This window comes from Burkholderia sp. IDO3, assembly GCF_003366075.1.
In the GTDB taxonomy this organism is placed as follows: domain Bacteria; phylum Pseudomonadota; class Gammaproteobacteria; order Burkholderiales; family Burkholderiaceae; genus Burkholderia; species Burkholderia anthina.
Window position 1 is genome coordinate 695,513 of record NZ_CP028964.1, and the last position, 24,200, is coordinate 719,712.

Here is a 24,200-nt window from a genome sequence, read left to right on the forward strand (position 1 = left end):
CGTCGCGGCCCGCCGTTCGCCCGTCACGACGGGCCGCGGCGCGGCGGCGACGGGCCGCACTCTGGAGTAAGGGCATGGCTGAAATGTTGTTGTCCCAGGTCGCCAACGGACTGGTGCTGGGATTCCTCTATGTATTGCTCGCGATCGGACTGTCGATCATCTGCGGGCTGCTCGGCATCGTGAATTTCGCGCATGGCGCGCTCTTCGCGCTCGGTGCGTATTTCGCGATCGCGCTGTCGACGCAGTTCGGATGGGCCGCCGTCGTGCTCGCGCCGGTGCTCGTCGCGGCGGTGGGCGTGCTGATCGAAGTGGTGTTCATCCGGCGCCTGTACGGCAAGGAGCCGCTGCTTAGCCTGATCGTCACGTTCGCGCTGTCGCTGCTGCTCACCGCGCTGGTGCGCCTCGTGTGGGGCGCGGGTGGCCTGCCGTTCAGCCCGCCCGAGATGCTCAACGGCTTTCTCGTCTACGGGCCGCTGCTGATCACGAAGTACCGGCTGTTCGTGCTCACCGCGACGGTTGCGATCCTCGTCGTGCTGTGGTGGTTCATGAACTACACGCCGTACGGGCGGATCCTGCGCGCCGGCAGCCGCGATCCGGAAATGGTCGGACTGCTCGGCATCAACCTGCCGCGCGTGCTGACCGGCGCCTTCGCGCTCGGCGCGCTGCTCGCGGGCGCCGCCGGCGTGCTCGCCGCGCCGCTCGTCACGGTCACGCCCGGGATGGCGACGACCGCCGTGATGCCCGCGTTCGTGATCGTGACGATCGGCGGGCTCGGCTCGTTCGCCGGCGCCGTGGTCGCGGGCCTGCTGGTCGGCATCGTGACCGCGCTGGCCGTCCAGTTCTTTCCGGAGGGCTCGTCGGTCGCCATGTACGTGCTGATGGCACTCGTCCTGCTCGTGCGCCCTCGCGGGCTGTTTGGTGAACGCTGGGAGCGCTTCGATTGACGTCCCCCCCACAGCCTAAAGGCAGGGGATTCCCACTACTGGCGATGCACGTCCGCATCGGAGAATGTTCAACGCAGCATTGGTATCACGATCATGCTCGACACCACAGTCACTGCAGGCCCACGCTCTTATTCGCAGTCCCGCGATACCTTTCGGCCGCGTCGTGCTGTCTTTCGACCCACACGCCGAACAGGACTGGGTAGAACCGCTTTCGTCCACTTCCTCGAACGTGGCCCCGTGCGCCATCGCCTTGTAACGGAGCTTGTCCCGGAAGGACGACCAGGATGCGTCGTAGACACTTTTCGCCAGCCTGGTTCTGGCCAGTTTCGAGGCCGACACGTTGCCGACCGCGATGTAATCGAAGCGCCGCACCAGATCGAGCGCGAGTTTGTGCTGGAAATCGGCGCGGGCGTTCGCCACCCGTACGTGCAGCTTCGCGATATGCCGCTTGTGCTTTCGCGCCCGCTGCGCCTTCGCCAGCCTGTCGGCCGCGCGCCGGCCGAACGGGTCATTCGGCAGCTTCTCGCCGGTCGAAAGTGTGACGAAGTCTTTCAGACCGAGGTCGATGCCGACACCGGAACGGATCGGGCGCGCCTGAACATCGGGCATTTCGATCACGATGTTGAGGAACCAGTTGCCGCGCGCATCCTGCGCAAAATTGGTTCCGTCCTTGATCTTGCCGTCGGGAAGCGGGCGGCTGCTGAACACACGGATCGTATTGCCGGCAAAGCGGAACGCGTCACCCTCGCGGTTCAGGTCGCGGCCCTTCAACGGCACCCAGCCCAGCGATTTTCTGCCGCGATAGCGCAAGTAGGGGCGACGGTGCTGGCTGCGCGACTTCGCGTATTGCTCACACGTCGCGTTGATCGTGCCGGAGTGGATGCCGAGCGCCTTGCTGCTCCCCGTCGTCAGCACGTTCAAGTCGAAACCCGTCGGCCACTTCTTGCTCCACTTGAGCGCGTGCTTCTGCGTGTCATTGCAGAAGTTCCAGACGGTGTTCACCGCGCGGCTCGGCTTGTTAAGGAGTCCGTGGAGCGACTTCACCCGGTAGCGGTAGACAAGGATCATGCCGGTCATTGTAGCGTTGGAATGCCGTCTGTCGACGGCGCTCCTTTCCTCCCCGCCATGCGCCCCGAAGGGAGTCCCGTTGGGGGAAATGGCGAGCTTTCTCGGAGCAACTGATGAAACCCGCCTATCTGACCCGCCACCCTGTTGCGGTGCTGACCACCGCGCTCGTCCTCGTGTCGCTCGCGCTCACCGCGACCGGCACGCCGCTGGAGCGCGCGACCCAGATCGCGATCTACACGCTCTACGGGATGGGCGTGAACCTGCTGGTCGCGTACACGGGCCTCGTACCGTTCGGCGCATCGGTGTTCTTCGGCACGGCCACGTATCTGGTCGCCGTGTCGCTGCTGCGCGTGCTCGGCAACGAGCTGCTCGCGCTGGCGGCCAGCGTGATCGTGACGACCGTGCTGGCCGCGCTGATCGGCGCGATCGTGTTGCGCCGGCGCGGGCTGTACTTCTCGCTGCTCACCCTCGCCTGTTCGCAGATCGCATTCGAGATCGCATTCAAGTGGACCGACGTGACCGGCGGCGAAAACGGCCTGCAGAACGTGCCGCGCCCGACCTTCCCGACGACCGTCGACTTCCACGTGTTCGCGTGCGCGACGGTGATCGCCATCGCGTATCTGCTGTGGCGCCTCGTGCACGCGCCGTTCGGGCGGGCGCTGCAGGCGCTGCGCGACAACGAGCAGCGCGCGGCGAGCCTCGGCTACGACACGTACCGGCTCAAGCTGCGCGCGTTCGTGATCTCGGCCGCCGTGATCGGCTACGCGGGCGGCCTGCTGTGCCTGATGCTGCAGGGCGCGTATGCGAACAACCTGAGCTGGGAACATGCGGGCGACAGCCTGCTGATGACCGTGCTCGGCGGCGTCCACCAGTTTCTCGGGCCGCTGTGGGGCGCGATCGCGTTCATCCTGCTCGAGGACAAGCTCAGCAGCCTGACCGAGCACTGGTGGCTGATCTTCGCGCCGATCATCATCGCGTTCGCGTTCTTCTCGCCCGAAGGCATCCACGGCATCGTGCAGCGCTTGCTGCGACGCCCGCGCTGGACGCTCGTGCGTGACACGATTCCCGCGCGCCCCGACACGATCGCGCCGTATCGCGCAGGCGGCATCGACACCGATTCCGGCAAGCCCGTGCTGAGCGTGCGCGGGTTGTCGAAGCGTTTCGGCTCGCTCGTGACCGCCGACCGGATCGACCTCGACGTGCATCCGTGCCGGCTGCACAGCTTCATCGGCCCGAACGGCGCGGGCAAGACCACGTTCTTCAACATGCTGACGGGCGTGCTCTCGCCGACGGCCGGCACGATCACGTTCGACGGCCGGGACGTGACGAAACTCGCGATGTTCCGCCGCGTGCGGCTCGGCATGAGCCGCTCGTTCCAGATCCTCAGCGTGTTCCGCAACCTCACCGTGTTCGAGAACGTGCGCGTGGCGGTGCAGGCCGCGCAGCACGATCGCCTCGGCATGTGGCGCGACGCACACACGCTCGGCGAACAGAATGCGCTGACCTGGTCGCTGCTCGCGGCGGTCGGGCTCGACGATCGCGCGGCGCACGGCTGCGAAAGCCTGTCGCATGGCGAACAGCGCCTGCTCGAAATCGCGCTGTCGCTCGCGACCCGCGCACGCCTGCTGCTGCTCGACGAACCGCTCGCGGGGCTGGCCGAGGCCGATCGCGTGCGCGTGGCGGCGATCATCCGCGAGCTGGCGAACCATCATGCGGTGCTGCTGATCGAGCACGACATCGATCGCGTGCTGACGATCTCCGATCGCGTCAGCGTGCTCCATCGCGGCCGGCTGATCGCGGACGGCTCGCCAGCCGAAGTCGCGCGCCATCCCGAGGTGGTCGAAGCGTATCTCGGCCACGCGAAGGGCGAGCGGCCGGTCGATGCGCGGCTGGCCGCACGACGCGGCGCGCAGCAAGAAGACGCCGCGCCGGCGCGACGCCCGCTGCTGCGCGTCGAAGGCGTGAAGGCCGGTTACACCGGCAACACGATCCTCGACGGCATCGACCTCACGCTTCACGAAGGCGAAGTGATCGCGATCCTCGGCCGCAACGGCGTCGGCAAGACGACGACGTTGCGCGCCGCGACCGGCGTGGCCGACGTCACGGCCGGGCGCATCGTGTTCGACGGCCACGACATCACCGGGCGCCCCGCGCACGAGATCAATCGCCTCGGCCTCGCGATGGTGCCCGAAGGCCGCCGGTTGTTCCCCAACCTCACGGTCGCCGAAAACCTGCGGCTCGCCGCGCGCAAGGGCGGCGCGAGTGTCGACGAGATGTTCGCGCTGTTCCCGCGCCTCGCGACGCGCAAGGACGCGCGCGCCGAACACCTGTCCGGCGGCGAGCGGCAGATGGTGGCGATCGCGCGCGCGCTGATGGCGCCGGCGAAGGCCATCCTGCTCGACGAGCCGTTCGAAGGGCTCGCCCCCGCCGTCGTGCAGGAAGTGCTCGACGCGGTCGTCAAGCTGCGCGAGCGCGCGAGCGTCGTGATCGTCGAGCACCAGGCCGACATGGTGCTGCCGATCGCCGATCGCGCCTACGTGCTCGTCAATGGTCGCGTCGCGCACGAGAGCAGCGCGGTCGCGCTCGAACAGGACACCGCCACCCAGGCGAAATTGCTCGGCATCGTACACAACGAGGCCGGTTCCACCCAGGAGATGAAAACAGCATGACTGCCCCCTTGACCCCGACCACCCCGGTTTCGCTCGACGAAGGCCTGAGCGGTGCGACCCGCGTCCACTTCATCGTCGGCGATCCGATCGCGCAGGTCCGTTCGCCCAAGGGCGTGACGGCCGCGCTGCGCGAGGCCGGACTCGACGCGCTGGTCGTTCCCGCGCACGTCGCGCCGGACGATCTCGCGACGTTCTTCGCGGGCATCACGCCGATGCGCAACGTCGACGGCGTGATCATCACGGTGCCGCACAAATTCAGCGCCGCCGGGTTCTGCACGAGCCTGTCCGACGAAGCCGCGTTCCTCGGCGCGGCCAACACGCTGCGCCGCACCGCCGACGGCGGCTGGCACGGCGGCATGTTCGACGGCACCGGCTTCGTCGCCGCGCTCGGCGACGCGGGCTGCGACCTGCGCGGCAAGCGCGCGCTGCTGGTCGGCGCGGGCGGCGCGGGCTCGGCGATCGGCCATGCGCTGGTGACGGCGGGCGTCGCGTCGCTCGACGTGCGCGACAACGATGCCGCCCGCACCGCGTCGCTGGTCGACCGGCTGGCGACGCTGCAGCGCGGCACGGTGCGCGTCGCCGCGGCGGACGTCGCGCCCGAATCGTTCGACGTGATCGTCAATGCGTCGCCGATGGGCATGCAGGCGGACGATCCACTGCCCGTCGACGTGTCGCGCGTGCCGGCCACCACGTTCGTCGGCGACGTCGTCACGAAGCCGCCGCTCACGCCGTTCATCGAAGCGGCGCGCGCCCGCGGCTGCCGGACCGTCACGGGCACGCAGATGTTCGCGCGGGTCTGCGACCGGATGGTCGCGTTTCTGCTCGATACCGCCGCCTGAGCGCGTGCGTGCGGGCGGGGCGCGTGCGCCGTGCGCGGCGCGCCCCGTCGAATCCAGTCGAATCGTTTTTTCCCCGCATGCACGGCGACGCGGCGTGCCGCGCCGCCGTGCATGCCTGCCTCATCACAACAATCCGGAGACAATCCATGAAATCCTGTCGTACCTCCCCCCAACTCGTTGCGGCCGGCGTCGCGCTGCTCGCAGCCGCACCGGCGTTCGCGCAGTCGAGCGTCACGCTCTACGGCGTCGTGGACAACGGCATCGCGTACCAAAGCAGTCAGACCACGCTCGGCTCGACGGCCGGCGGCCATTCGTCGGTGAAGATGGTGACGGGGGTCTGGGCCGGCAGCCGCTTCGGCGTGCGCGGCACGGAGGATCTCGGCGGCGGCACCAAGGCCGTCTTCGTGCTCGAGTCGGGCATCAACTCCGCGACCGGCGGCCAGCAATATACGGACGCGATGTTCGGGCGCCAGGCCTGGGTCGGCTTCACGCATCCCGCCTACGGCTCGCTGACGTTCGGCCGGCAATATGCGTCGTACTACCAACTGCTGTCCCCGTACAGCCCGACCAACTGGCTGACCGGCTTCTTCGGCGCCCATCCGGGCGACATCGACGGGCTCGACACCATCTATCGCGCGAACAACACCATCGAATACACGTCGCCGAAGCTGTACGGCTTCACGTTCGGCGGCTCGTATTCGCTCGGCGGCGTCGCGGGCAGCCTGAATGCCGGCTCGACGTGGACCGCCGCGATCCAGTATGCGAACGGCCCGATCGGCATGGCGGTCGGCTTCTCGCGAATCAACAACTCGACATCGGGCGGCGGTGCGTTCGGCGCGAACTCGACGACGTCGAACAACGGCGCGCAGGCCGGCGTGTCCGCCCTCACGAACGGCTACCAGACGGCACAGGCACAGCAGCGCTTCGCGGTCGGCGCGAGCTATGCGATCAACAACGCGTGGGACGTGTCCGCGACCTACTCCAACGTGCAATACATCCCGGGCGCCGGCTCGAAGTTCGCCGACACGGCGATCTTCAATACCGGCGGCGTCGTGCTGCACTGGAAACCGGCCACGGCGTGGGATCTCGGCGCGGGCTACAGCTTCACGCGCGCCACGAAGGCCAACGGCATCGCGAACGCCGCGCAATATCAGCAGTTCAACCTGTCGCAGTACTACGCGTTGTCGAAGCGCACCGGGCTCTATGCGCTCGAGGCGTACCAGCGCTCGAACGGCAGCACGCTCGGCACCGCGGGCAGCGGCAACGTCATCGACGCGACCGCCACGCTCGGCGACGGCTTCAACTCGACACCGTCATCCACGCGCCGCCAGTTCGCGGCCGGCGTCGGTATCGTGCACCGCTTCTGAATGTCGCCGCGCGTCGCCCTGCTTAATTTTTGGAATACAATTCCACTTTGTTATTTATTGGAATAACATTCCACAATTATCGGAGCTTCTTCCGCCGCGCGCCGAATCCGGGCGCGCGGCGGAACGACATGAAGGAGACGTGGACATGGATGCGGTGCGACAGGACTGGGACGAGGAAGTAGACCTGCTGGTATTCGGCGCGGGGGCGGCAGGCATGACCGCCGCGCTCGTCGCGCATCACGAGGGGCTTGCGGTCCTCGTCTGCGAAAAAACAGCCATGGTGGGCGGCATCACGTCCACGTCGGGCGGCACGACGTGGGTGCCGGGCACCCGCCTGAGCGTCGATGCGGGCGTTCCCGACAGCGTCGACGATGCGCGCCGCTTCCTGCAGTCGGTGGTCGGCGCGCGCGGCGGCGACGACGCGCGCGAAGCCTTCCTGCAAAGCGGCCCCGACGCGATCGACGAGCTTGCGCGCATCAGCGAAGTCAAGTTCGTCGCCGCCGCCGCGCATCCCGATTACGTGAACGGCCCCGGCGCGGCCTATGGCGGGCGGGCGCTCGTGCCCGCGCCGTTCGATGCGCGCGTGCTCGGCCGCGCGTTCGCGCGCGTGCGCCCGCCGCGCAAGGAGTTCATGGGGCTCGGCGGGATGATGGTCGCGCGCGCCGACCTCAATGCGCTGCTCGCACCGTTCGCATCGGTCGCGCACTTCAAACGCACGATCGCGGTCGTCGGCCGCTATGCGATGGACCGCCTGCGTTTTCCGCGCGGCACGCAGCTCGTGATGGGCAACGCGCTCGCCGCGCGGCTCTATTACAGCCTGCTCAAGCGCCAGGTCGAGATTCGCTTCGACACGCCGCTGCTCGAACTGGTACGCGACGACGGCCGCGTCACCGGCGCCATCGTCACGACGCCCGACGGCGGCCGCAGGCGAATCGGCGCGCGGCGCGGCGTGGTGCTCGCGACCGGCGGCATCACGCGCCATCCGTCGCTGCGCCAGCAGTTCTTCCCTGCCGCGGCCCGGCCACTGTCGCTGGCGCCGGCGACGCATACCGGCGACGGCGTCGACCGCGCACAGCGCATCGATGCGCGGGTCGAAAACGGCGGCGACAGCCCGGGGCTGTGGATGCCGTGCTCGATCCGCCGTGCCCCGGGCGGCGACGGCGACAGCGTGTGGCCGCACATCATTCTCGATCGCGCGAAACCCGGCCTCATCGCGGTCAACAGCCGCGGCGAGCGCTTCGTCAACGAGTCGGACTCGTATCACGACTTCGTGATGGGCATGCTGCGCGACAGCGGCAACGGGCCCAGCGTGCCGGCTCATCTGATCGTCGATGCGGCGTTCATCCGGACCTACGGCCTCGGCCTGCTGATGCCGGCACGCAGCGCGGCGCGCATCGCGGCGTTCGAGCGTGCCGGCTATCTGGTCAAGGGCGCGACGCTGGCCGAGCTGGCAGCGAAATTGCAGGTGGATGCGAACGGCCTGGCGCATACCGTCGCGACCTACAACCGCGACGCCGCCAACGGCGAGGATCCGGCGTTCCAGCGCGGCAGCAGCCCGATGAGCCGCTTCAACGGCGACCCGGCGCAACAGCCGAACCCGTGCATTCGCCCGATCGGCGCCGGGCCCTACTATGCCGTGACCGTATGGCCCGCCGATCTCGCGTGCAGCGCGGGGCTGAGCGGCACGGCGAACGGCGAGGTGCTCGACGTCGACGGGCGCGTGATTCCCGGCCTGTTCGCGTGCGGCAACGATCTCGCGTCGATCTTCCGCGGCACCTATCCGGGCCCCGGCACGACGCTCGGCCCGGCCATCGTATTCGGCTGGCGTATCGCGAAGTTCGTCGCACACGGCGGTGCGGTGTCGAAGGGCGAGGCGTCTGTGGACTCGCTGCATCGCGCGACCTGCGACAGCGCCCACGGCTGACGAACGCGCCGGCACGGCACGGGCAGGTCGTGCCGGCTCAACTCATCGAGGAGGAATCGTTCATGCAATGCATTGTCAACCGCCACCAGTTGAACATGCCGAAACTGGGGCTCGGCACGTGGCCCATGCTCGGCGACGACTGCACGCGCGCGGTCGCGCTCGCGCTGGAGTCGGGTTATCGACACATCGATACCGCGGCCGCATACGAGAACGAAGCGGCGGTCGGCGAGGCCATCGCCGCGTCGAACGTCCCGCGCGAGCAGATTCACGTGACCAGCAAGGTCTGGTGGGACCAGCTGAACCCCGAACGCATGCGGCAATCGCTCGACAACACGTTGCGCGCGCTGCGCTCCGACTACGTGGATCTGTTCCTGATCCACTGGCCGGCACCCGACTGGAATCTTGCCGAGACGATCGACACGCTCGTGTCGTTCAAGGAGCAAGGACGCGCCCGCGCGATCGGCGTCGCGAATTTTCCGCTGCCGCTGCTGCGCGACGTCGTCGAAAACCGGCAGGCGCCGCTGGCCGCGATACAGGTCGAGTATCACGTGCTACTGGGTCAGGCGAAGCTGCTGCAATTCGCGCGCGAGCACGACATGGCGCTGATTGCGTACAGCCCGCTCGCGCGCAACCGCGTGTCGGAGCTTCCGGAGCTGCAGCGGATCGCCGACAAGCATCGCGTGCTGCCGACCCAGGTCGCGCTGAAATGGCTGCTCGACCAGCCGAACGTGGCGGCCGTGCCGAAGGCGGCCGGACAACGCAATCAGCTCGCCAACCTGGCATCGCTCGACGTGAACCTGGACGACGCCGATCGTGCGCTGATCGACGGCCTGCCGAAGAATCAGCGCCTCGTCAGCCCGGCTTTCGCGCCGCAGTGGGACGCGGCTGAATGAAGAACCGGGCCGGGCATCGCGCACGCCCGGCCCGATGGGGGCACCTCAATGCTGCCGAACCACCGCCCCCGCGGCGCGCTCCGGCTCGCCCGCTTCCCCGTGACGGCTGCCGATCAGGTACACCGCACCGGCCGCCACGAGCGACGGCACCGCGAGCAGGCTGAAGACGTCGCCGAAATGCCAGCCCCAGCCCATCAGCAGCGCGCCGAGAAACGCGCCGGCCACGCCGCCGATTCGTCCGACGCCGAGCATCCATGCAACGCCGGTGGCGCGGCAACGGGTCGGATACAGGCTCGCCGCATAGGCCGACATCGACGTCACCGCACCCGTCACGACGGTGCCGCACAGGAGCGTCAGCGTGCCGAGCCACGCGGCGTGTCCGATCGTGCGGCTCACCACGAGCACCAGCGCGGCCGCCACGACATAGGTAAAGACGATCGTCCGGTTCGCATTGAAGCGATCCATCAGCCAGCCCGCGCACAGATTGCCGAGCACGCCGCCGAGCGGGAACAGCGACGTCATCAGCGCGCCGCCCTCCGCGCCGAAGCCGGCGTCGCGAAACAGCGTCGGCATCCAGTTGGTCAGCAGGTAGTAGATCAGGAGTCCCATGAAATATGCGGCCCACAGCATCAACGTGCGCGAACGAAACCGGCCCGACAGCACCAGCGCGAGCGCCGACGCGCCGCCTTCGGTTTCCTTGCGCGCTTCGGCGGCCACGAACGTGCAGTCGTCGAAACGCGCGCGCGGTGCGATCCGGGCGAGAATCCGCGCGATGCGGTCGTGCTTGCCGTGGCGGGCGGCGAGATACTGCGCGGACTCCGGCAGCCACGCGACGAGCGCCACGGCCAGCGCGATCGGCCCGACCCCGCCCGCCGTCAGCACGCTTTGCCAGCCGAAGTGCGGAATCAGCCACGCCGACGCGAGGCCGCCCGCCGCAAGCCCGCCCGAGAAGCCGCAGAACATTGCGTTGACGGCGAAGCTGCGGATCCGTGCAGGCGCATATTCGGACATCAGCGTGACGGCATTGGGCATCGCCGCGCCGAGCCCGAGCCCGGTCAGGAAGCGGAACGCGGTCAGCTCGCCGATCGATTGCGCATGCGCCGACACGATGCTCCAGCCGCCGAAGCACGCCACCGACAGCACGAGCACCGTCTTGCGGCCGAGCCGGTCGGCGCAGGGGCCGGCGGCGAGCGCGCCGATGCCGAGGCCGGCCAGCGCGGCGCTCATCACCGGGCCGAGCGCGCTGCGCGCGATGCCCCAGTCGTGAACCAGCGCGGGCGCGATGAAGCCGATCGCGGCGGTGTCGTAGCCGTCGGCGGCCACGACCAGAAAGCACAGAACCAGAATCAGCCACTGGCTGGGAGAAAAGCGCTCGGCGTCGATGAACGACTGCACGTCGAGCGTCCGGGTCGGGGTTGTCATCATGTGTCTCCTGTATGCCGTGCGCGTCGCAGCACTTACGCTGCCGGCAGCACGGCTGTCTCCATGGTTTGATTATCGGTGTCCCGTCCGGGCGGACGGCCCACGTCAGCCGGGCGGCGAATCCGCTGCGCCGTAGGCGAGCCAGCCGCCATCGACGTTCAGCACGGTGCCGGTGATGTAGCTCGCCGCGTCCGAGGCCAGGAACGCGATCGCGCGGGCGATTTCGTCCGGCTCGGCGAGGCGTCCGAGCGGCGTCCGGCGTTCGATCGCCGCCCGGTTCAACTGCCCGTTTCGCGCAAGCGTATCGACCAGTTCGGTCGCCACGTAGCCGGGTGCGACGGCGTTCACGCGCACGCCCTGACGTGCCCACTCGCAGGCCATCGAGCGCGTCAGCGAGGCAATCGCGGCCTTCGCGGCGTCGTACGCGTTGCGCGTCGGAATGCCGCCCTGGCCGGCGATCGAGCACAGATTGACGATCGCGCCGGCGCGTTGCGCGAGCATCGCGCGGGCGGCCTCGCGGCTCGCCAGAAACGTGCCGCGCACGTGCACCGACAGCAAGCGGTCGAACGCCATCGACGATTGCTCGAGCGTCGGCGCGTTCTGCTCGCCGATCCCCGCGTTGTTGACCAGCACGTCGATCCGGTCGAAGCGCCCGACGACGGTGCGCATCAACGCGACCATCTCGTTTTCGTTCGCCACGTCGCCGCCCATTCCAATGTGCCGCGGCCCGAGTTCGGCGGCCCGCCGGGCCGCGCGCTCGCCGTTCAGGTCGGCGATCGCGACACGGTAGCCGTCTTCGGCGAACCGCTTCGCGCACGCCCAGCCGATACCGTCCGCCCCGCCCGTCACGATTGCCACACGCGTATTGACCATGTGACCTCCCGGTTTCATCGTGGTGCGCTCAGCGCGTCAGAGACGCGAGGCTCGGAAAATCGACGCGGCGGATGATGCGGCTTTCCTGCGCGACGATCAGATGGCCGGACGCCTGCAAATAGGCCGGCCACTCCGGGTCGGCATCCCGCGCGGTGCGCCGCGTGTCGTAGTCGGCAATACTGTCGTAGCCCCACAAGTGCACGACCTGGTTCAGCGCGCCGATGTCGCTCGTGTAGAACCCGACGGGCGGGCCGAGGTACTTCACCTGGATCGGCATCGCGTAGCGGTCGAAGATGTCGAGGAATTCGGCCATGCCGCGTGGACGGATCGTATAGATGCGGTGGTCGATGAAGGCTTTGGACGGGCTCATGGTGTGCTCCGGATTCAGGCGGTCGCGCGCGCGGCGGCGCGGGGCGTTGCGGTAGCGGCGGGCGCCGGGTCGACGAGCCCCGCGATGTGGCGCGCGCTCAGATAGCCGAACGTCATGATCGGCCCGAGCGTGATGCCGGCGCCCGGGTAGTTCCCGCCCATGATGCTGGCGCGGTCGTTGCCGACCGCATACAGGCCCGCCACCGGCTGATTGTCGGCCGCGAGCACCTGGCCGTGCACGTTCGTGCGAATGCCGTCGAAGGTGCCGAGATCGCCCATCAGGACTTTCAGCGCGTAGTACGGGCCCGCGCCGAGCGGCGCCACGCACGGGTTCGGGCGATGGGCCGGATCGGCGAGATAGCGGTTGAACGACGTGGTGCCGCGGCCGAACTCGGGATCCTCGCCGCGCACGGCGCCTTCGTTGTAGCGCCGCACCGTCGCTTCCAGGTTCGCGGCGTCGATGCCCGCCTGCCGCGCGAGCGCCGCGAGCGTGCGGCCCTTCACGAGATAGCCGTTGCGCAGCAGCGGCCCGAGCGGCACCGGCGCGGGCTTCGCGAAGCCCAGCCCGTATTTGCGGATCGTCGCGTGATCGCACACCAGCCACATCGCCGTCTCGGTGTCGCCGCTGCAGGCGTCGATCATCGCCGCGCCGACGTCGTGGTACGAATTCGATTCGTTGGTAAACCGCCTGCCGTGGCGGGTGACGCCGATGATGCCCGGCTTGTAGCGATCGAGCAGATGCGGAAACACGCCGAACCGGCCGTCGCCGAGCGGCACGCGCGATACCGGCATCCACGCGGCCGGCTGCGGATAGCGGATCTCGACCCGGCCGCCGGCACGCTCGGCGAGCTTCGCGCCGTCGCCGGTGTTGCCGGCCGGCACCGGCGACACATGTTCGCCGCCGCGCGCGACGTGCGGATATGCACGCGCGATGCGCGCAACGTCGTGCGAGAAGCCGCCGCTGGCCAGCACCACCGCGCGCCGCGCCGTGATGCGATATCCGGCGCCGCCCCCTTCGACCGCCGCACCGACGACGCGCCCGTCGTTCACGACGAGCTCGCGCGCCGCGGTATGCGTGAGGATCGGAATGCCGAGATCCAGGGCCGACTTCGCGAGCCGCGCCGCGAGCGCGTTGCCGCTCGTGATCTGCACGCCGCGCCGATACAGCGCGAGATCCTTCAGGTGCGAAACCAGCCGCTTCGTCACGTACCACGCCGATTTCAGCGACCGCGTCGCATTGAAGAAATGCTTGAGATCCGCGTTGGACGAATTGAACATCATCCCGATGAACGTGATGGTCTTCAGCGGCGGACGCAAGCGCTCGAGATCGCGCCCGAGCCGGCGCGCGTCGTAGGGGGCGGCCACCACCGAGCGGCCGATGTCGACGCCGCCCGGCTGGTCCGGGTGATAGTCGGGATAGAGCGTCGGCACGAATTTCACTTCCGTTTCCCGCTCGAAGAATTCGAGCATCCGCGGACCGTGCTCGAGAAACGCCTCGATCGCATCGTCGTCGTGGAACGCACCGGTTTCGCCGCGCAGATAGGCACGCGCGGCCTCCCGCGTGTCGTGCACGCCGTTCGCCGCGGCATGCGGGTTGCCGGGAATCCACAGCACGCCGCCGGAAAAAGCCGTCGTGCCGCCAAAGCAGCCTTCCTTCTCGACGACGATCACGTCGAGTCCGGCCTTGCGTGCGGTGATGGCGGTGGACAGGCCGCCGGCTCCCGCTCCGATCACGAGCAGGTCGCACGTGACATCCTTCGAACGCCGCTGGTCGCTCATCGCGTTCTCCTCCAGTGATAGGGCTGCGCCGCGGCGTCGCTCGATTGACGACGGCGCGCGCGGCGCGGGCCAGGTCGTTGAATTACTTCGCGGCGGCGCCGGCTTCGTAGCCCGGGCGCGGCACCAGATCCATCAGCATCGCGTCGAGGCCGCCGTCGACGACGAGCTCCGCGCCGTTCACGTACGCCGCGCGCGGGCTCGCGAGAAACGCGACGACGTTCGCGATGTCGTCGGGGCGGCCGATGCGCCGGCTGGCCGTCATCGCGCTGCGGCGCGCTTCGATGTCGCCGTTCGCGTAGAACGACTCGGACAGCGGCGTGCGGATCATGCCGGGGCACACGGTATTGCTGCGCACGCCGCGCGGCCCCCACTCGGCCGCCAGTTGCCGTGCGAGCATCGCGACGGCCGCCTTGCTGGCGCTGTAGGCGCCGCTGTGCGTCTGCGGATGACGCGCCGCGATGGACGCGACATGCACCAGCGAGCCCGAGCCGCGCGCGAGCATCGCGCGTCCGAACGTCTGCGAGCACAGCATGTAACCCGTCAGGTTGACCTGCAGCATCGCGTTCCATGCATCGAGATCGATGGTTTCGATACCGCCGGCGCGCAGCAGGCCCGCGTTGTTGACGAGCACGTCCGCCGGGCCGAGATCGCGCTGCACGCGCTCGGCCGCTTGGGCGACGCTGGCCGGATCGCCGATGTCGCACGCGATCGCGATGGCGTCCGCGCCGCCGGCACGCAGCCGCTCGGCGAGTGCGATCGTCTTGTCCGCATCGCGGTCGAGCAGCGCGACGCGCGCGCCGGCCGCGACGAACGCCTGGGCGATCGACGCGCCGATGCCGCCGGCCGCGCCCGTCACGACGCATGCGTTGCCGTCGAGCTGCAGCCAGTTCGGTTGATGATCGTTTGCCTCGGAAATCATGTTAGTTGTCCTTCTGATGCGGTTGTGTCATGTTCCAGTGAATGCCGAACGGATCGTTCGATCCCGGCTGCGATACGTGATGCGCACGCCGCGCCGTTGCGGAAAAGTATAGAAGTGCGGCACCGGCGAAAACTGGACAAACGCCGCAAGCAGCAGGACAATTTGTACACTGGAGGCGAGACGGCATGAGGAGAATCCCTAACTACGACCTGTACGGCGAATCGGCCCGCCCGCCTTGGTACGACGCGTTCAACTTCGAATGGATACACGAGCGCAGCCGGCCCAACGACTGGCATATCGCCGCGCATCGCCACGATGCGCTATTGCAGATTTTGTACATTCGCAGCGGCAGCGGGCACGTCGTGATCGAAAGCGACAAGCTGCCGTTCGTGCCGCCGTGCCTCGTGCTGCTCCCCGCGCAAACCGTGCATGCGTTCGAGTTCTCGCCGCAGATCGACGGCCTCGTGATCACCGTCGCGCAACGCGCGCCCGATGCGCTGCTGAAGGTGGTCGCGCCCAACGTGCTGCCGGTGCTGCAACGCGCCGAGGTGATTCCCGTCAAGGGGCCGGACGCGAGCGGGTCGATGCTGATGCCGCTGTTCGCATTGCTCGAACAGGAATTTCGCGGCCCGTCGCGCGGCCGCGGCGCGGCGGGCATGGCGCTGCTGGTTGCGTTGCTCGTTCATATCGCGCGCTTGAGCGATCTCGCGGCGGCCCCGTCGCATACGGGCACCGATCGGCGCGGCACGCTGCTGCGGCGCTTTCGCGAGCTGATCGCCACGCATTTTCGCGAACACCAGCCGGTGGAGTTCTACGCCGAACGGCTCGGCGTGACCGCCGCGCAGCTCGCGCGCGTGTGCCGCGACGAACTCGGCATCTCGACGACGGCCGTCATCAACGAACACGTGATTCGCGAGGCGCAGCGCGACCTCGTCTACTCGAACCTGAGCGTCAAGCAGATCGCGCACGAGACGGGCTTCGTCGACAGCGCGTATTTCAGCCGCTACTTCCGCAAGCAGACCGGGATGACGCCCGGCGAATTCCGCGAGTCCGCCCATCGCGACCTGATGCTGGGGCCGTAGCGCACGGCCGGCAGCGCGGACCTTTGGCAGCGTCGCATCGATCTACCGTTTCTGGCTGCCGTACCGCCGCGCGATGCACGAGCGAAAACTGGCGACGCCGATCCAGCGGACGACGCCCAGGACAGGCCGCAACGATCCCTGCCCGTGCGGCAGCGGGAAGAAGTTCAAGAAGTGCTGCGGCGCGGCCGGCACGCTGCATTGACGTGACGACCGGCCGATGAACCCATGAGATTGCATCGGCCATGAAGGTGCGGGGATCGCGGCGAAAGCGTTACGGCGTCTGCAGCGCCCCGTCCTTCAGCCGCGTCTGCGTCCAGGTCGTCACCGTGTTTTCGCACGGATATTTCGCGGCCTCCGCTTCATCGATATCGACGCCCAGCCCCGGCTTGTCGTTCGCATACACGTAGCCGTTCCGGAATTCTGGCAGGCCCGGGAATACGTCGAGCAATGCCGCCCTCGGCCCCTTCAGTGCCTGGATTACGAAATTGGGCGGCTCGGTGCCCGACCATTCCTGCACGCCGAAATTGCGCGACGCGAGATCGATATGGATGTTCGCCGCATGCGCCAGCGGCGACATGTCGCCGGGGCCGTGCCACGCCGTTCTCACGCCGAACTGCTCGGCGAAGATCTGCAGCTTTCGGCCGGCCGTGATGCCGCCGATCTGGCTCAGGTGAACGCGGATGAAGTCGATCAGCCGCTCGGTGATCAGAAAGCGCCACTCGTACGGATTGTTGAAAAGCTCGCCTTGCGCGAGCGGCGTGCTCGTCTTTTCGCGCAACTGGCGGATCCATTCGCCCTCCTCCAGCGCGATCGCGTCTTCGAGAAAGAACAGTTCGAACGGTTCGAGTTCGCGCGCGAAGCGGATCGCGTCGACCGGTTTCAGGCGTTCATGCACGTCGTGGCACAGCTCGACGTCGAAGCCGATCTTGCTGCGGATGCCGTCGAACAGCTTCAGCGTGTCACGCATGTATTTCCGGCTGTCGAGATAGACGCCATCGGCCGCGCCGCGCGGTGCGCTCGCCGGCGCGTCGCCGTAGCCGTCGCCGCCGTAGCCGCCGCTCTGGCAGCGGATGTGCGTGATGCCCTGCTCGCGATACTTCTGGATGTTCTCGCACAGCTCGCTCAGGTCGCGGCCATCCGCATGCCGATAGACCGGCACGCCTTCGCGGCACTTGCCGCCGAACAGCTGATACAGCGGCAGGTTCGCCATCTTGCCCTTGAGGTCCCACAGCGCCATGTCGACGCCCGAAATCGCGTTGTTCTCGATCGGGCCGTTGCGCCAGTATGCGTTCTGATGCATCAACTGCCAGAGCTCCTCGATGGCTTCGGCATCGCGTCCGATCAGCAGCGGGCGCAAGTATTCCTCGATCACGCATTTGACCGCGACGTGCCGGTACGCGAACGTCGCGCAGCCGAGGCCGTACAGGCCGGGCTGGGCGGTCTCGATCTTGACGACGATCAGGTTGATGCCTTCCGGCGCGGTCAGGATGACCTTTACATCTGTAATCGGGGTGGTCATGGTTGATCTACCAAAATTCTGTCGATGAATCGAACGGGGCGCCGCGTCAGGTACGGCGCAGCGAGACGGTTGCGTCCCCGGCCGAGCGTTGCTCCGAACGTGCCGGCACCGTGATCATCAGGATCACCGACAGCAGCAGCGCGACCGCCATGAAGATGTAGGACGCCGACGGGCTGCCGGTCGCGCCGTTCAGATAGCCGACGACCCACGATCCGAGGAACGCGCCCAGTGCGCCGCTCGAATTGATGACGCCGATCGCGCCGCCGAGCACGTTGCTCGGAACGAGTTCCGGCACGAGCGCGAAGAACGGCCCGTACGGCGCGTACATCGTTGCGCCCGCCACGACGAGCAGCGTGAACGAGAACCAGAAGTCCGATTCGCCGACCAGGTACGACCCCACGAGCGCAATCGTCCCCACCAGCAGCAGCGGCCAGACGAACAGCTTGCGGTTGTGCGTCCTGTCCGACAGCCACGATGCCAGCAGCATCAGGATGATCGCGGCGAGATACGGCACGGCGGCGAGCCAGCCCACCGACACGATGTCGATCGTCGCCGCGGATTTGAGAATCGACGGCAGCCACATGATGAAGCCGTAGACGCCGATGCTCCACAGCGCATGAATCGCGCAGCACTTCAGGACGACCGATGAACGGAAAGCAGCCTTGTAGTCGCGCACCGGTGCGATATGCGCCTGCTCGGCTTTCAGGCGCGCATCGAGTTCGGCCTTTTCGGCATCGGTCATCCACGGCGCGTCGGCCGGACGATCCTTGACGGTGAACCACCAGACGACCGCCCATGCAAGCGCCGGCACGCCTTCGATGACGAACATCTCGCGCCATCCGAAGCTGTGGACCAGATAGCCCGACACCACCGACATCCACAACACGGTCACCGGGTTGCCGAGAATCAGGAACGTATTCGCGCGCGAGCGTTCGGTGCGCGTGAACCAGCGGCTGATGTACATCAGCATCGACGGCATGACCGCCGCCTCGACCACGCCGAGCACGAAGCGCAGCACCATCAGCATCAGAATGTTGCTGACCATCCCGGTCGCCGCGGCGCACAGGCCCCACAGGATCAGGCTGAAGAAGATCAGTTTCTTCACGCTGTTGCGTTGCGCGTAGATCGCGCCCGGCACCTGGAACAGGCAGTAGCCGAGGAAAAACAGCGAGCCGATCAGCGACGACATGCCGTGCGTGATGCCGAGATCCTTGTCGATCCCGGCCGCCGCCGCGAAACCGTAGTTGGCGCGATCGAGATACGCGAGGCTGTAGGTGATGAAGATGATCGGCATCAGATACCACCATCTTTGCGGTGCGACGGGTTTGGCGCTTTCCATGATGTCTCCGGATAGGTGTGGCGCGCGGGCGCCCTGATCGGGTTCGGGCTGCCTCGGGGATGGGTTTCGTTCGCGCGGGTCGTTCAAAGGACGGCCAGCCAGCCGCCGTCGACGTAGATGATCTGGCCGTTCACGTAGCTCGACGCCGCCGACGCGAGGTATACGGCCGTGCCGACGAGCTCCTCCGGCTTGCCCCAGCGTTGCGTCGGGTTGCTGTTCCTGACCCATGCATCGAACGCCGCGTTCTCGACGAGCGGCTTGTTCATGTCGGTCAGGATGTAGCCCGGGCCGATCGCGTTCGCCTGAATGTTCGACGACGCCCATTCGGCGCTCATCGCGCGGGTCAGCATCTTGATTCCGCCCTTGGCCGCCGTGTATGCGCCGACCGTCGCGCGCGCGGCTTCGCTCGTGAGCGAGCCGATATTGACGATCTTGCCGCCCGTGCCGCGCGCGATCATGCGCCGCGCTGCCTGCTTCGCGACGATGAACGCACTCGTCAGATTGGTGTCGATCACGCGCTGCCAGTCGGCCAGTTCGAGTTCGACGAGCGGCTTGCGAAACTGGATGCCCGCGTTGTTGACGACGATGTCGATCGGCACGCCGGCGTCGTCCCATTGCTGGAACGCGTCGGCGACGGCCTGCTCGTCGGTCACGTCGAACGCGCGGCCTTGCGCATCGAACCCTTGGGCCGTGAGTCGGGCGACCGCGGCGGCCACCGTGTCGGGCTGCGTTCCGTTCAGAACGACGCGCGCGCCGGCCGTCGCGAGCCCTTCGGCCAGCGCGAAGCCGATACCGCGCGCCGACCCGGTGACGAGCGCCGTGCGGCCGCTCAGGTCGAATAGTGAAGTCATTTTTTCGTAGTCCTCTCGATGTTCGAAAATCGGGCGCGCGTGCGCCCCTCGCGACCGTCGCCGGTCGCGATGAAGTCAATGCCGGTATTGCCGTTGGCGCGTCAGGCGCGTGTGCGGGTCGCCGCGCGGTTCAGCGCGGCGCGATCCTCGAAGTCCTGCTCGGCGCGCCGGATGAGCGTGAGCACCGCGTGTTCCGCGGCGGCCTCGTCGCCGTTTTCGATCGCGACGCACAGCGCTTCGTGCATCGGCAGCGACCGGGCCGGGCCGCCCGCGATCTCCGAACTGAGCTCGAAGCTCGTCTGCAGGATGGACGACAGCGCGTTCTGCATCTGCTGGACGAACTGGTTGTGGCAGGCGGTGAGGATCGCGCCGTGAAACGCGAGATCGGCGGGCACATATTCGCCGTCGCCCGCGACCGCGCGCGCCATCGCCCGGTACGCGCGCCGGATCGCGATGCGATCTTCATCGGTCGCGCGCCGGGCGGCGAGCCGGGCGGCGTTCGGTTCGATGATCAGGCGCAGCTCCATCAGATCCTGGATCAGCCCTTCATCGACCGTGCCCGCGCGGGCGCGCCACGTGATGACGTCCGGATCGAACAACTGCCATTGCGAGCGCGGCAGCACGACCGTGCCGTAGCGGCGGCGCACTTGCAGCATCCCTTTCGCGGACAGCGACTTGACCGTTTCGCGGATGGTGATGCGGCTGACCTGCAGCTGTTCGGCGAGTTCGTCCTCGGACGGGAGGACGTCGCCGGGCGCCAGCTGGCCCGAGCAGATCTGCTCGCCCATCTGGTTCAGTACCTGACGGTGTAGGGTCGCCATGAATGCCCTCTAGATCATACGTATGATGTAGAAAGATAAACGCATGGGTTTCCGCGTGCAACCTGGGGTTCTCCCGAAGGGAGGCGGGAGGGAGGTTTCGTGCGGTGGGGACGTCGAACAACGGGTTGCGCGGCAGTCTGGCCGGCTTATTGGGCGGGTCGGTCAGGCGGCATTCGGCCATCAACTGTCACGCTAAAAACCGGATCGAATGACCGTTCAAGGCTTGCTTTCGGCATCGTGGAGACCGCGTAGCCACCTGTCATTCTCGGCGACTTGCTTCAGCGCCCTGCGTAGTATCTTCCGGCTCGAACCATTCAGGCCAGGAACTGCGGTGCCTGTTTTCCGCCTCGATACAAGGAATCAACGTCTGCGCCAGCACGGGTAACTGATCTGCAGACTTGGCAATCCGGTATTTGACGCTGTGTACGCACTCCCGGTCGCCAAATTCGCAACGATTGAGCCAGGTGCCGCCACAAGGGCCGTTCGCCAGGCCTTTGGGGCATGTCTCGGGACAGACGTACAGGGTGTCCTGCAAGCGGCAGCTGCCGCAGGTATCACAGCCGATCAGCGGCCGTTTGACCGCCCGTTCGACGGCATGCAGGGCATTCGCAGCCACGCCGACCTTCCAGATCGGCCGCGTCACACTCCAGCCAAAGGCCCTGCCGAGCCATCCCGTGCGGCTGAAGAATTGGTCATGTACCGAGGAGAGCAGCGTATGTCGCAAGCGCTCCCGGCGGGTGGCGGTGACATCGGAGCGCCCCAGTGCCCAGGCACCGCTTTCGGGGGTGAAGCTGACCAGCGGCGCCCCAGGCATCTGCCAGCTTGCACGCCATCGCTCGCCCCAATCGGTCAGTGAGGTCATGCCGTCCCGCTGCTCGGCGATCGCCTGCTCCAGCGAAAGCAGTTCGTCCAGCGTATGCACCCCGGACACATGAGCACCGGCATAGCCCATCAATTGCAGGCCCACTATCTGCAGCGCCAGGCGCTCGAGGCTTCGTGCGCCGGCATAGGCCCGCGATACCTGCTGCTCCCTGCCCAACAGCGCGCGCATGGATTCGGTGACAATCACGCCGGGCACCGCCTGCAAAACGGCCGCGCGCGTATCGGTCAGCTTCATCACACAGCCCAGCATCGGTTTCATGCGCGCCTGAGCGCGCATCCAGGTCTGGGCTTCGATATGCTTGGCGGCGTCGAAACCGAGTTGCAGGGTAAGAAAATCCGCCCCGGCCAGAAGCTTTTTCTGCGCCTTCAGATACTGTGCGCCGCCTTCTTCCTCGCGGTACTTGAACGGGTTCAACGCGGCACCTAACAGCCAGTCCGGACAGTGCTCGCGGGCAATCTGCAGCGCAGCGACCGACTCCAGATAGCGCACGGGCGCCTCACCAGGACGGTGGCCCGGCAGCCGGTCGCCACTGAGCAGCAACAGTTGCTCCAGACCGCGGGCCTTCATCAGGTTCATCTGCTGCAGCAGGTCTGCACGCTCGCGATCCTTGCCTGAAAAGTGCAGCAAGGATGCAGCCGGATTCCCCAATGCTTCGGCGCCTTCCAGGGGGCTCAAGTCCGAGTGCAGCCCGACACGATCGGCGAAAGCCGGCAGTAGAGGCCAGCCGGCCAGGTGCCCGCGTTGCACGATTTGTTCAAGCGCGGCCAGGCGCGCAGGGGACTGTTGAGGAACGACCTCAAACACGCAGACGAAGCGTCCTTCGTTTAGCGCCTGTTTCAATGAACTCAAGACAGCTCGATACCTTTCGAGTCAGAGGGGCGTCGCCGCAGCAACTTCCAGGTGACAGTGCAGAGCAACGACCGCGATGACAGCCGGTAGCAAGCCGGCGGAGGTCGACACTCAAACCGGGCGATGCGCGGCGATGTTGCGATATTGCCCTTTGAAATACAGCAATGGCTGCGTAGCGGCAGCTTCTTGCAGATCCAACGCTTTCACTTCGCCAATCACGATCAGGTGATCGCCCGCGGCATGTTCCGCGTAAATTTCGCAATCGAGCCAGTGAAGGCTGCCGGCAATGATCGGATTACCCAGCGGCGACGCCTGCCAATCGACGCCGTGCCATTTGTCCGCGCCTCGTCGAGCGAATTGGTTGGAAATCCCGACCTGCTCGTCCGACAGGATATTGACGACGAATCGACCTGCCTGGCGAATTTTTGGATAGCTGGCCGAACCGGACATTACGCTGAATGACACCAGCGGCGGGCTCATCGACACACTATAGAAAGACTGGCAAGTGAAGCCGATCGGCTCGCCATCGACGTGTGATGCAATCACCGTGATGCCGGATGCGTAATGCCCGAGCGCTTCGCGAAAGCTCAAAGGCTCGATGGCAGTGCTGGAAAGTGACATGGTAGATATCGCATACCGGGTGCGGCCCGGAAATATCGAGGCGGTGTATTTCGACAGATTCAGGGAGCCAGTTCAACGCATGCCCTGAAACCCACACAGCCTTCGATTCCCCGAGCACGACTTCCGACTTCAGCCCGGAACTAGTTCGAGAGTTCTTTTCGGACGATTTCCGCACCCGCGCTCAAAGCACTCAGCTTGCCTCTCGCGACTGCACGCGACAAGGGAGCCATGCCGCAGTTGGTGCAAGGATAGAGCTTGTCGGCGTCCACGAACTGAAGTGCTTTTCGCAACGTGCCGGCGACTTCCTCGGGGGTTTCAATGGTATCGGTTGCCACATCGATGGCCCCCACCATCACCTTCTTGCCGCGAATGAGTTCGATCAGATCCATGGGAACGCGAGAGTTGTGACATTCCAGCGAAACCATATCGATGCTGGATTTTTGCAGCTTGGGGAAGGCTTCCTCGTATTGCCGCCACTCGGACCCCAGCGTCTTCTTCCAGTCCGTATTGGCCTTGATGCCATAGCCATAGCAAATATGCACGGCGGTTTCACACTTGAGACCTTCAATCGCCCTTTCCAGGGTCGCGACGCCCCACTCGTTCACCTCGTCGAAGAAGACATTGAATGCGGGCTCGTCAAATTGAATGATATCGACGCCGGCAGCCTCCAGCTCCCTGGCTTCCTCATTCAGGATCTTCGCGAACTCCCAGGCCAGCTTTTCGCGACTCTTGTAATGATCGTCGTAAAGCGTATCGATCATGGTCATCGGACCCGGCAACGCCCATTTTATGGGCTGCCTGGTTTGCTGGCGCAAAAACCTGGCATCTTCAACGAAAACCGGTTTTTGTCTGGCGACCGCATCGACGACCGTCGGCACGCTCGCATCATAGCGATCGCGAATTCGAACGGTCTTGCGGTTCTCGAAATCGACGCCGCTGAGGTGTTCGATAAACGTGGTCACGAAATGCTGGCGCGTTTGCTCGCCGTCACTGACGATATCGATGCCCGCATGTTGCTGCTCTTGCAACGACAAACGCAAAGCATCCTGTTTTCCCTCGATCAGCCCCTCGTCCTGCAATTTCCACGGCGACCAAAGTGTCTCGGGTTGTGCAAGCCAGGAAGGTTTGGGCAAACTGCCGGCGGTTGAGGTGGGTAGCAATTTTTTCAC

21 protein-coding genes are annotated in these 24,200 nt (G+C 66.6%); 8 read left to right on the forward strand and 13 right to left on the reverse strand.

Features of this window, described 5'->3' with window-relative positions; genetic code table 11:
- Positions 1-74 precede the first annotated feature (74 nt).
- On the forward strand, positions 75-944 hold the full coding sequence (locus DCN14_RS34830) for a branched-chain amino acid ABC transporter permease (RefSeq protein ID WP_096504524.1): 870 nt from the start codon (positions 75-77) through the stop codon (positions 942-944).
- Between the two features lie 15 nt (positions 945-959).
- Here the strand turns inward: DCN14_RS34830 and DCN14_RS34835 are convergent, their stop codons facing one another.
- Complete coding sequence (locus DCN14_RS34835; protein ID WP_096504820.1) at positions 960-2,012, reverse strand: RNA-guided endonuclease TnpB family protein; 1,053 nt, start codon at positions 2,010-2,012, stop codon at positions 960-962.
- A 113-nt stretch (positions 2,013-2,125) separates the two neighbouring features.
- On the opposite strand from DCN14_RS34835, the gene DCN14_RS34840 reads away from it, so the two are divergent.
- The 5 genes from DCN14_RS34840 to DCN14_RS34860 all read left to right on the forward strand — a co-directional run bounded on the left by DCN14_RS34840 (position 2,126) and on the right by DCN14_RS34860 (position 9,704).
- Entirely contained in the window at positions 2,126-4,681 is a 2,556-nt protein-coding gene (locus DCN14_RS34840) for a branched-chain amino acid ABC transporter ATP-binding protein/permease (RefSeq protein ID WP_096504526.1), read from the forward strand.
- Complete coding sequence (locus DCN14_RS34845) at positions 4,678-5,520, forward strand: shikimate dehydrogenase (RefSeq protein ID WP_096504528.1); 843 nt, start codon at positions 4,678-4,680, stop codon at positions 5,518-5,520. The genes DCN14_RS34840 and DCN14_RS34845 overlap by 4 nt, the downstream gene beginning before the upstream one ends.
- A 146-nt stretch (positions 5,521-5,666) precedes the next feature.
- Complete coding sequence (locus tag DCN14_RS34850; protein WP_096504530.1) at positions 5,667-6,887, forward strand: porin; 1,221 nt, start codon at positions 5,667-5,669, stop codon at positions 6,885-6,887.
- A 145-nt stretch (positions 6,888-7,032) separates the two neighbouring features.
- On the forward strand, positions 7,033-8,811 hold the full coding sequence (locus tag DCN14_RS34855; protein ID WP_096504532.1) for an FAD-binding protein: 1,779 nt from the start codon (positions 7,033-7,035) through the stop codon (positions 8,809-8,811).
- A gap of 62 nt (positions 8,812-8,873) precedes the next feature.
- Positions 8,874-9,704 (forward strand): aldo/keto reductase, encoded by an 831-nt coding sequence (locus DCN14_RS34860; RefSeq protein ID WP_096504534.1) that lies wholly within the window; start codon positions 8,874-8,876, stop codon positions 9,702-9,704.
- A gap of 45 nt (positions 9,705-9,749) precedes the next feature.
- On the opposite strand, the gene DCN14_RS34865 is transcribed toward DCN14_RS34860, so the two are convergent.
- The 5 genes from DCN14_RS34865 to DCN14_RS34885 all read right to left on the reverse strand — a co-directional run bounded on the left by DCN14_RS34865 (position 9,750) and on the right by DCN14_RS34885 (position 15,063).
- The gene (locus tag DCN14_RS34865) at positions 9,750-11,126 is read right to left on the reverse strand and encodes an MFS transporter (RefSeq protein WP_096504536.1); all 1,377 of its coding nucleotides are present in this window, start codon (positions 11,124-11,126) and stop codon (positions 9,750-9,752) included.
- 105 nt (positions 11,127-11,231) lie between these two features.
- Positions 11,232-11,999: a glucose 1-dehydrogenase gene (locus DCN14_RS34870; RefSeq protein WP_096504538.1), complete on the reverse strand. Its 768-nt coding sequence runs from the start codon at positions 11,997-11,999 to the stop codon at positions 11,232-11,234.
- 28 nt (positions 12,000-12,027) lie between these two features.
- Positions 12,028-12,369 (reverse strand): NIPSNAP family protein, encoded by a 342-nt coding sequence (locus DCN14_RS34875; RefSeq protein WP_096504540.1) that lies wholly within the window; start codon positions 12,367-12,369, stop codon positions 12,028-12,030.
- A 14-nt stretch (positions 12,370-12,383) separates the two neighbouring features.
- On the reverse strand, positions 12,384-14,147 hold the full coding sequence (locus DCN14_RS34880) for an FAD-dependent oxidoreductase (protein ID WP_096504542.1): 1,764 nt from the start codon (positions 14,145-14,147) through the stop codon (positions 12,384-12,386).
- Between the two features lie 82 nt (positions 14,148-14,229).
- The gene (locus DCN14_RS34885; protein WP_096504822.1) at positions 14,230-15,063 is read right to left on the reverse strand and encodes an SDR family oxidoreductase; all 834 of its coding nucleotides are present in this window, start codon (positions 15,061-15,063) and stop codon (positions 14,230-14,232) included.
- Positions 15,064-15,251: 188 nt separating this feature from the next.
- Between DCN14_RS34885 and DCN14_RS34890 the strand changes: the two genes are divergently transcribed.
- Together DCN14_RS34890 and DCN14_RS34895 are read left to right on the forward strand one after the other, a co-directional pair.
- Positions 15,252-16,148, forward strand: a complete 897-nt coding sequence (locus DCN14_RS34890) for a helix-turn-helix domain-containing protein (RefSeq protein WP_096504544.1) — start codon at positions 15,252-15,254, stop codon at positions 16,146-16,148.
- 73 nt (positions 16,149-16,221) lie between these two features.
- Positions 16,222-16,350 carry an SEC-C metal-binding domain-containing protein gene (locus DCN14_RS34895; RefSeq protein ID WP_096504546.1) on the forward strand — a complete coding sequence of 43 codons (129 nt, stop codon included), beginning with the start codon at positions 16,222-16,224 and terminating at the stop codon, positions 16,348-16,350.
- Between the two features lie 69 nt (positions 16,351-16,419).
- Here the strand turns inward: DCN14_RS34895 and DCN14_RS34900 are convergent, their stop codons facing one another.
- The 7 genes from DCN14_RS34900 to DCN14_RS34930 form a co-directional block, all read right to left on the reverse strand.
- Complete coding sequence (locus DCN14_RS34900; protein ID WP_096504548.1) at positions 16,420-17,667, reverse strand: enolase C-terminal domain-like protein; 1,248 nt, start codon at positions 17,665-17,667, stop codon at positions 16,420-16,422.
- A gap of 46 nt (positions 17,668-17,713) precedes the next feature.
- The gene (locus DCN14_RS34905; RefSeq protein ID WP_096504550.1) at positions 17,714-19,006 is read right to left on the reverse strand and encodes an MFS transporter; all 1,293 of its coding nucleotides are present in this window, start codon (positions 19,004-19,006) and stop codon (positions 17,714-17,716) included.
- Between the two features lie 83 nt (positions 19,007-19,089).
- Entirely contained in the window at positions 19,090-19,857 is a 768-nt protein-coding gene (locus tag DCN14_RS34910; protein WP_096504552.1) for an SDR family oxidoreductase, read from the reverse strand.
- A 101-nt stretch (positions 19,858-19,958) separates the two neighbouring features.
- Positions 19,959-20,678 (reverse strand): FadR/GntR family transcriptional regulator, encoded by a 720-nt coding sequence (locus DCN14_RS34915; RefSeq protein WP_096504554.1) that lies wholly within the window; start codon positions 20,676-20,678, stop codon positions 19,959-19,961.
- Between the two features lie 259 nt (positions 20,679-20,937).
- Complete coding sequence (locus DCN14_RS34920; protein ID WP_096504556.1) at positions 20,938-22,410, reverse strand: methylenetetrahydrofolate reductase C-terminal domain-containing protein; 1,473 nt, start codon at positions 22,408-22,410, stop codon at positions 20,938-20,940.
- 111 nt (positions 22,411-22,521) lie between these two features.
- On the reverse strand, positions 22,522-23,031 hold the full coding sequence (locus tag DCN14_RS34925; RefSeq protein ID WP_096504558.1) for a flavin reductase family protein: 510 nt from the start codon (positions 23,029-23,031) through the stop codon (positions 22,522-22,524).
- 140 nt (positions 23,032-23,171) lie between these two features.
- The gene (locus tag DCN14_RS34930; protein ID WP_096504560.1) at positions 23,172-24,200 is read right to left on the reverse strand and encodes a methionine synthase; all 1,029 of its coding nucleotides are present in this window, start codon (positions 24,198-24,200) and stop codon (positions 23,172-23,174) included.

Bases quoted from the DNA above. Each gene is read 5' to 3' on its own strand.
- DCN14_RS34830 (WP_096504524.1), top strand. From the start codon at position 75: ATGGCTGAAATGTTGTTGTCCCAGGTCGCCAACGGACTGGTGCTGGGA.
- DCN14_RS34835 (WP_096504820.1), bottom strand. From the start codon at position 2,012: ATGATCCTTGTCTACCGCTACCGGGTGAAGTCGCTCCACGGACTCCTT.
- DCN14_RS34840 (WP_096504526.1), top strand. From the start codon at position 2,126: ATGAAACCCGCCTATCTGACCCGCCACCCTGTTGCGGTGCTGACCACC.
- DCN14_RS34845 (WP_096504528.1), top strand. From the start codon at position 4,678: ATGACTGCCCCCTTGACCCCGACCACCCCGGTTTCGCTCGACGAAGGC.
- DCN14_RS34850 (WP_096504530.1), top strand. From the start codon at position 5,667: ATGAAATCCTGTCGTACCTCCCCCCAACTCGTTGCGGCCGGCGTCGCG.
- DCN14_RS34855 (WP_096504532.1), top strand. From the start codon at position 7,033: ATGGATGCGGTGCGACAGGACTGGGACGAGGAAGTAGACCTGCTGGTA.
- DCN14_RS34860 (WP_096504534.1), top strand. From the start codon at position 8,874: ATGCAATGCATTGTCAACCGCCACCAGTTGAACATGCCGAAACTGGGG.
- DCN14_RS34865 (WP_096504536.1), bottom strand. From the start codon at position 11,126: ATGACAACCCCGACCCGGACGCTCGACGTGCAGTCGTTCATCGACGCC.
- DCN14_RS34870 (WP_096504538.1), bottom strand. From the start codon at position 11,999: ATGGTCAATACGCGTGTGGCAATCGTGACGGGCGGGGCGGACGGTATC.
- DCN14_RS34875 (WP_096504540.1), bottom strand. From the start codon at position 12,369: ATGAGCCCGTCCAAAGCCTTCATCGACCACCGCATCTATACGATCCGT.
- DCN14_RS34880 (WP_096504542.1), bottom strand. From the start codon at position 14,147: ATGAGCGACCAGCGGCGTTCGAAGGATGTCACGTGCGACCTGCTCGTG.
- DCN14_RS34890 (WP_096504544.1), top strand. From the start codon at position 15,252: ATGAGGAGAATCCCTAACTACGACCTGTACGGCGAATCGGCCCGCCCG.
- DCN14_RS34895 (WP_096504546.1), top strand. From the start codon at position 16,222: ATGCACGAGCGAAAACTGGCGACGCCGATCCAGCGGACGACGCCCAGG.
- DCN14_RS34900 (WP_096504548.1), bottom strand. From the start codon at position 17,667: ATGACCACCCCGATTACAGATGTAAAGGTCATCCTGACCGCGCCGGAA.
- DCN14_RS34905 (WP_096504550.1), bottom strand. From the start codon at position 19,006: ATGGAAAGCGCCAAACCCGTCGCACCGCAAAGATGGTGGTATCTGATG.
- DCN14_RS34910 (WP_096504552.1), bottom strand. From the start codon at position 19,857: ATGACTTCACTATTCGACCTGAGCGGCCGCACGGCGCTCGTCACCGGG.
- DCN14_RS34915 (WP_096504554.1), bottom strand. From the start codon at position 20,678: ATGGCGACCCTACACCGTCAGGTACTGAACCAGATGGGCGAGCAGATC.
- DCN14_RS34925 (WP_096504558.1), bottom strand. From the start codon at position 23,031: ATGTCACTTTCCAGCACTGCCATCGAGCCTTTGAGCTTTCGCGAAGCG.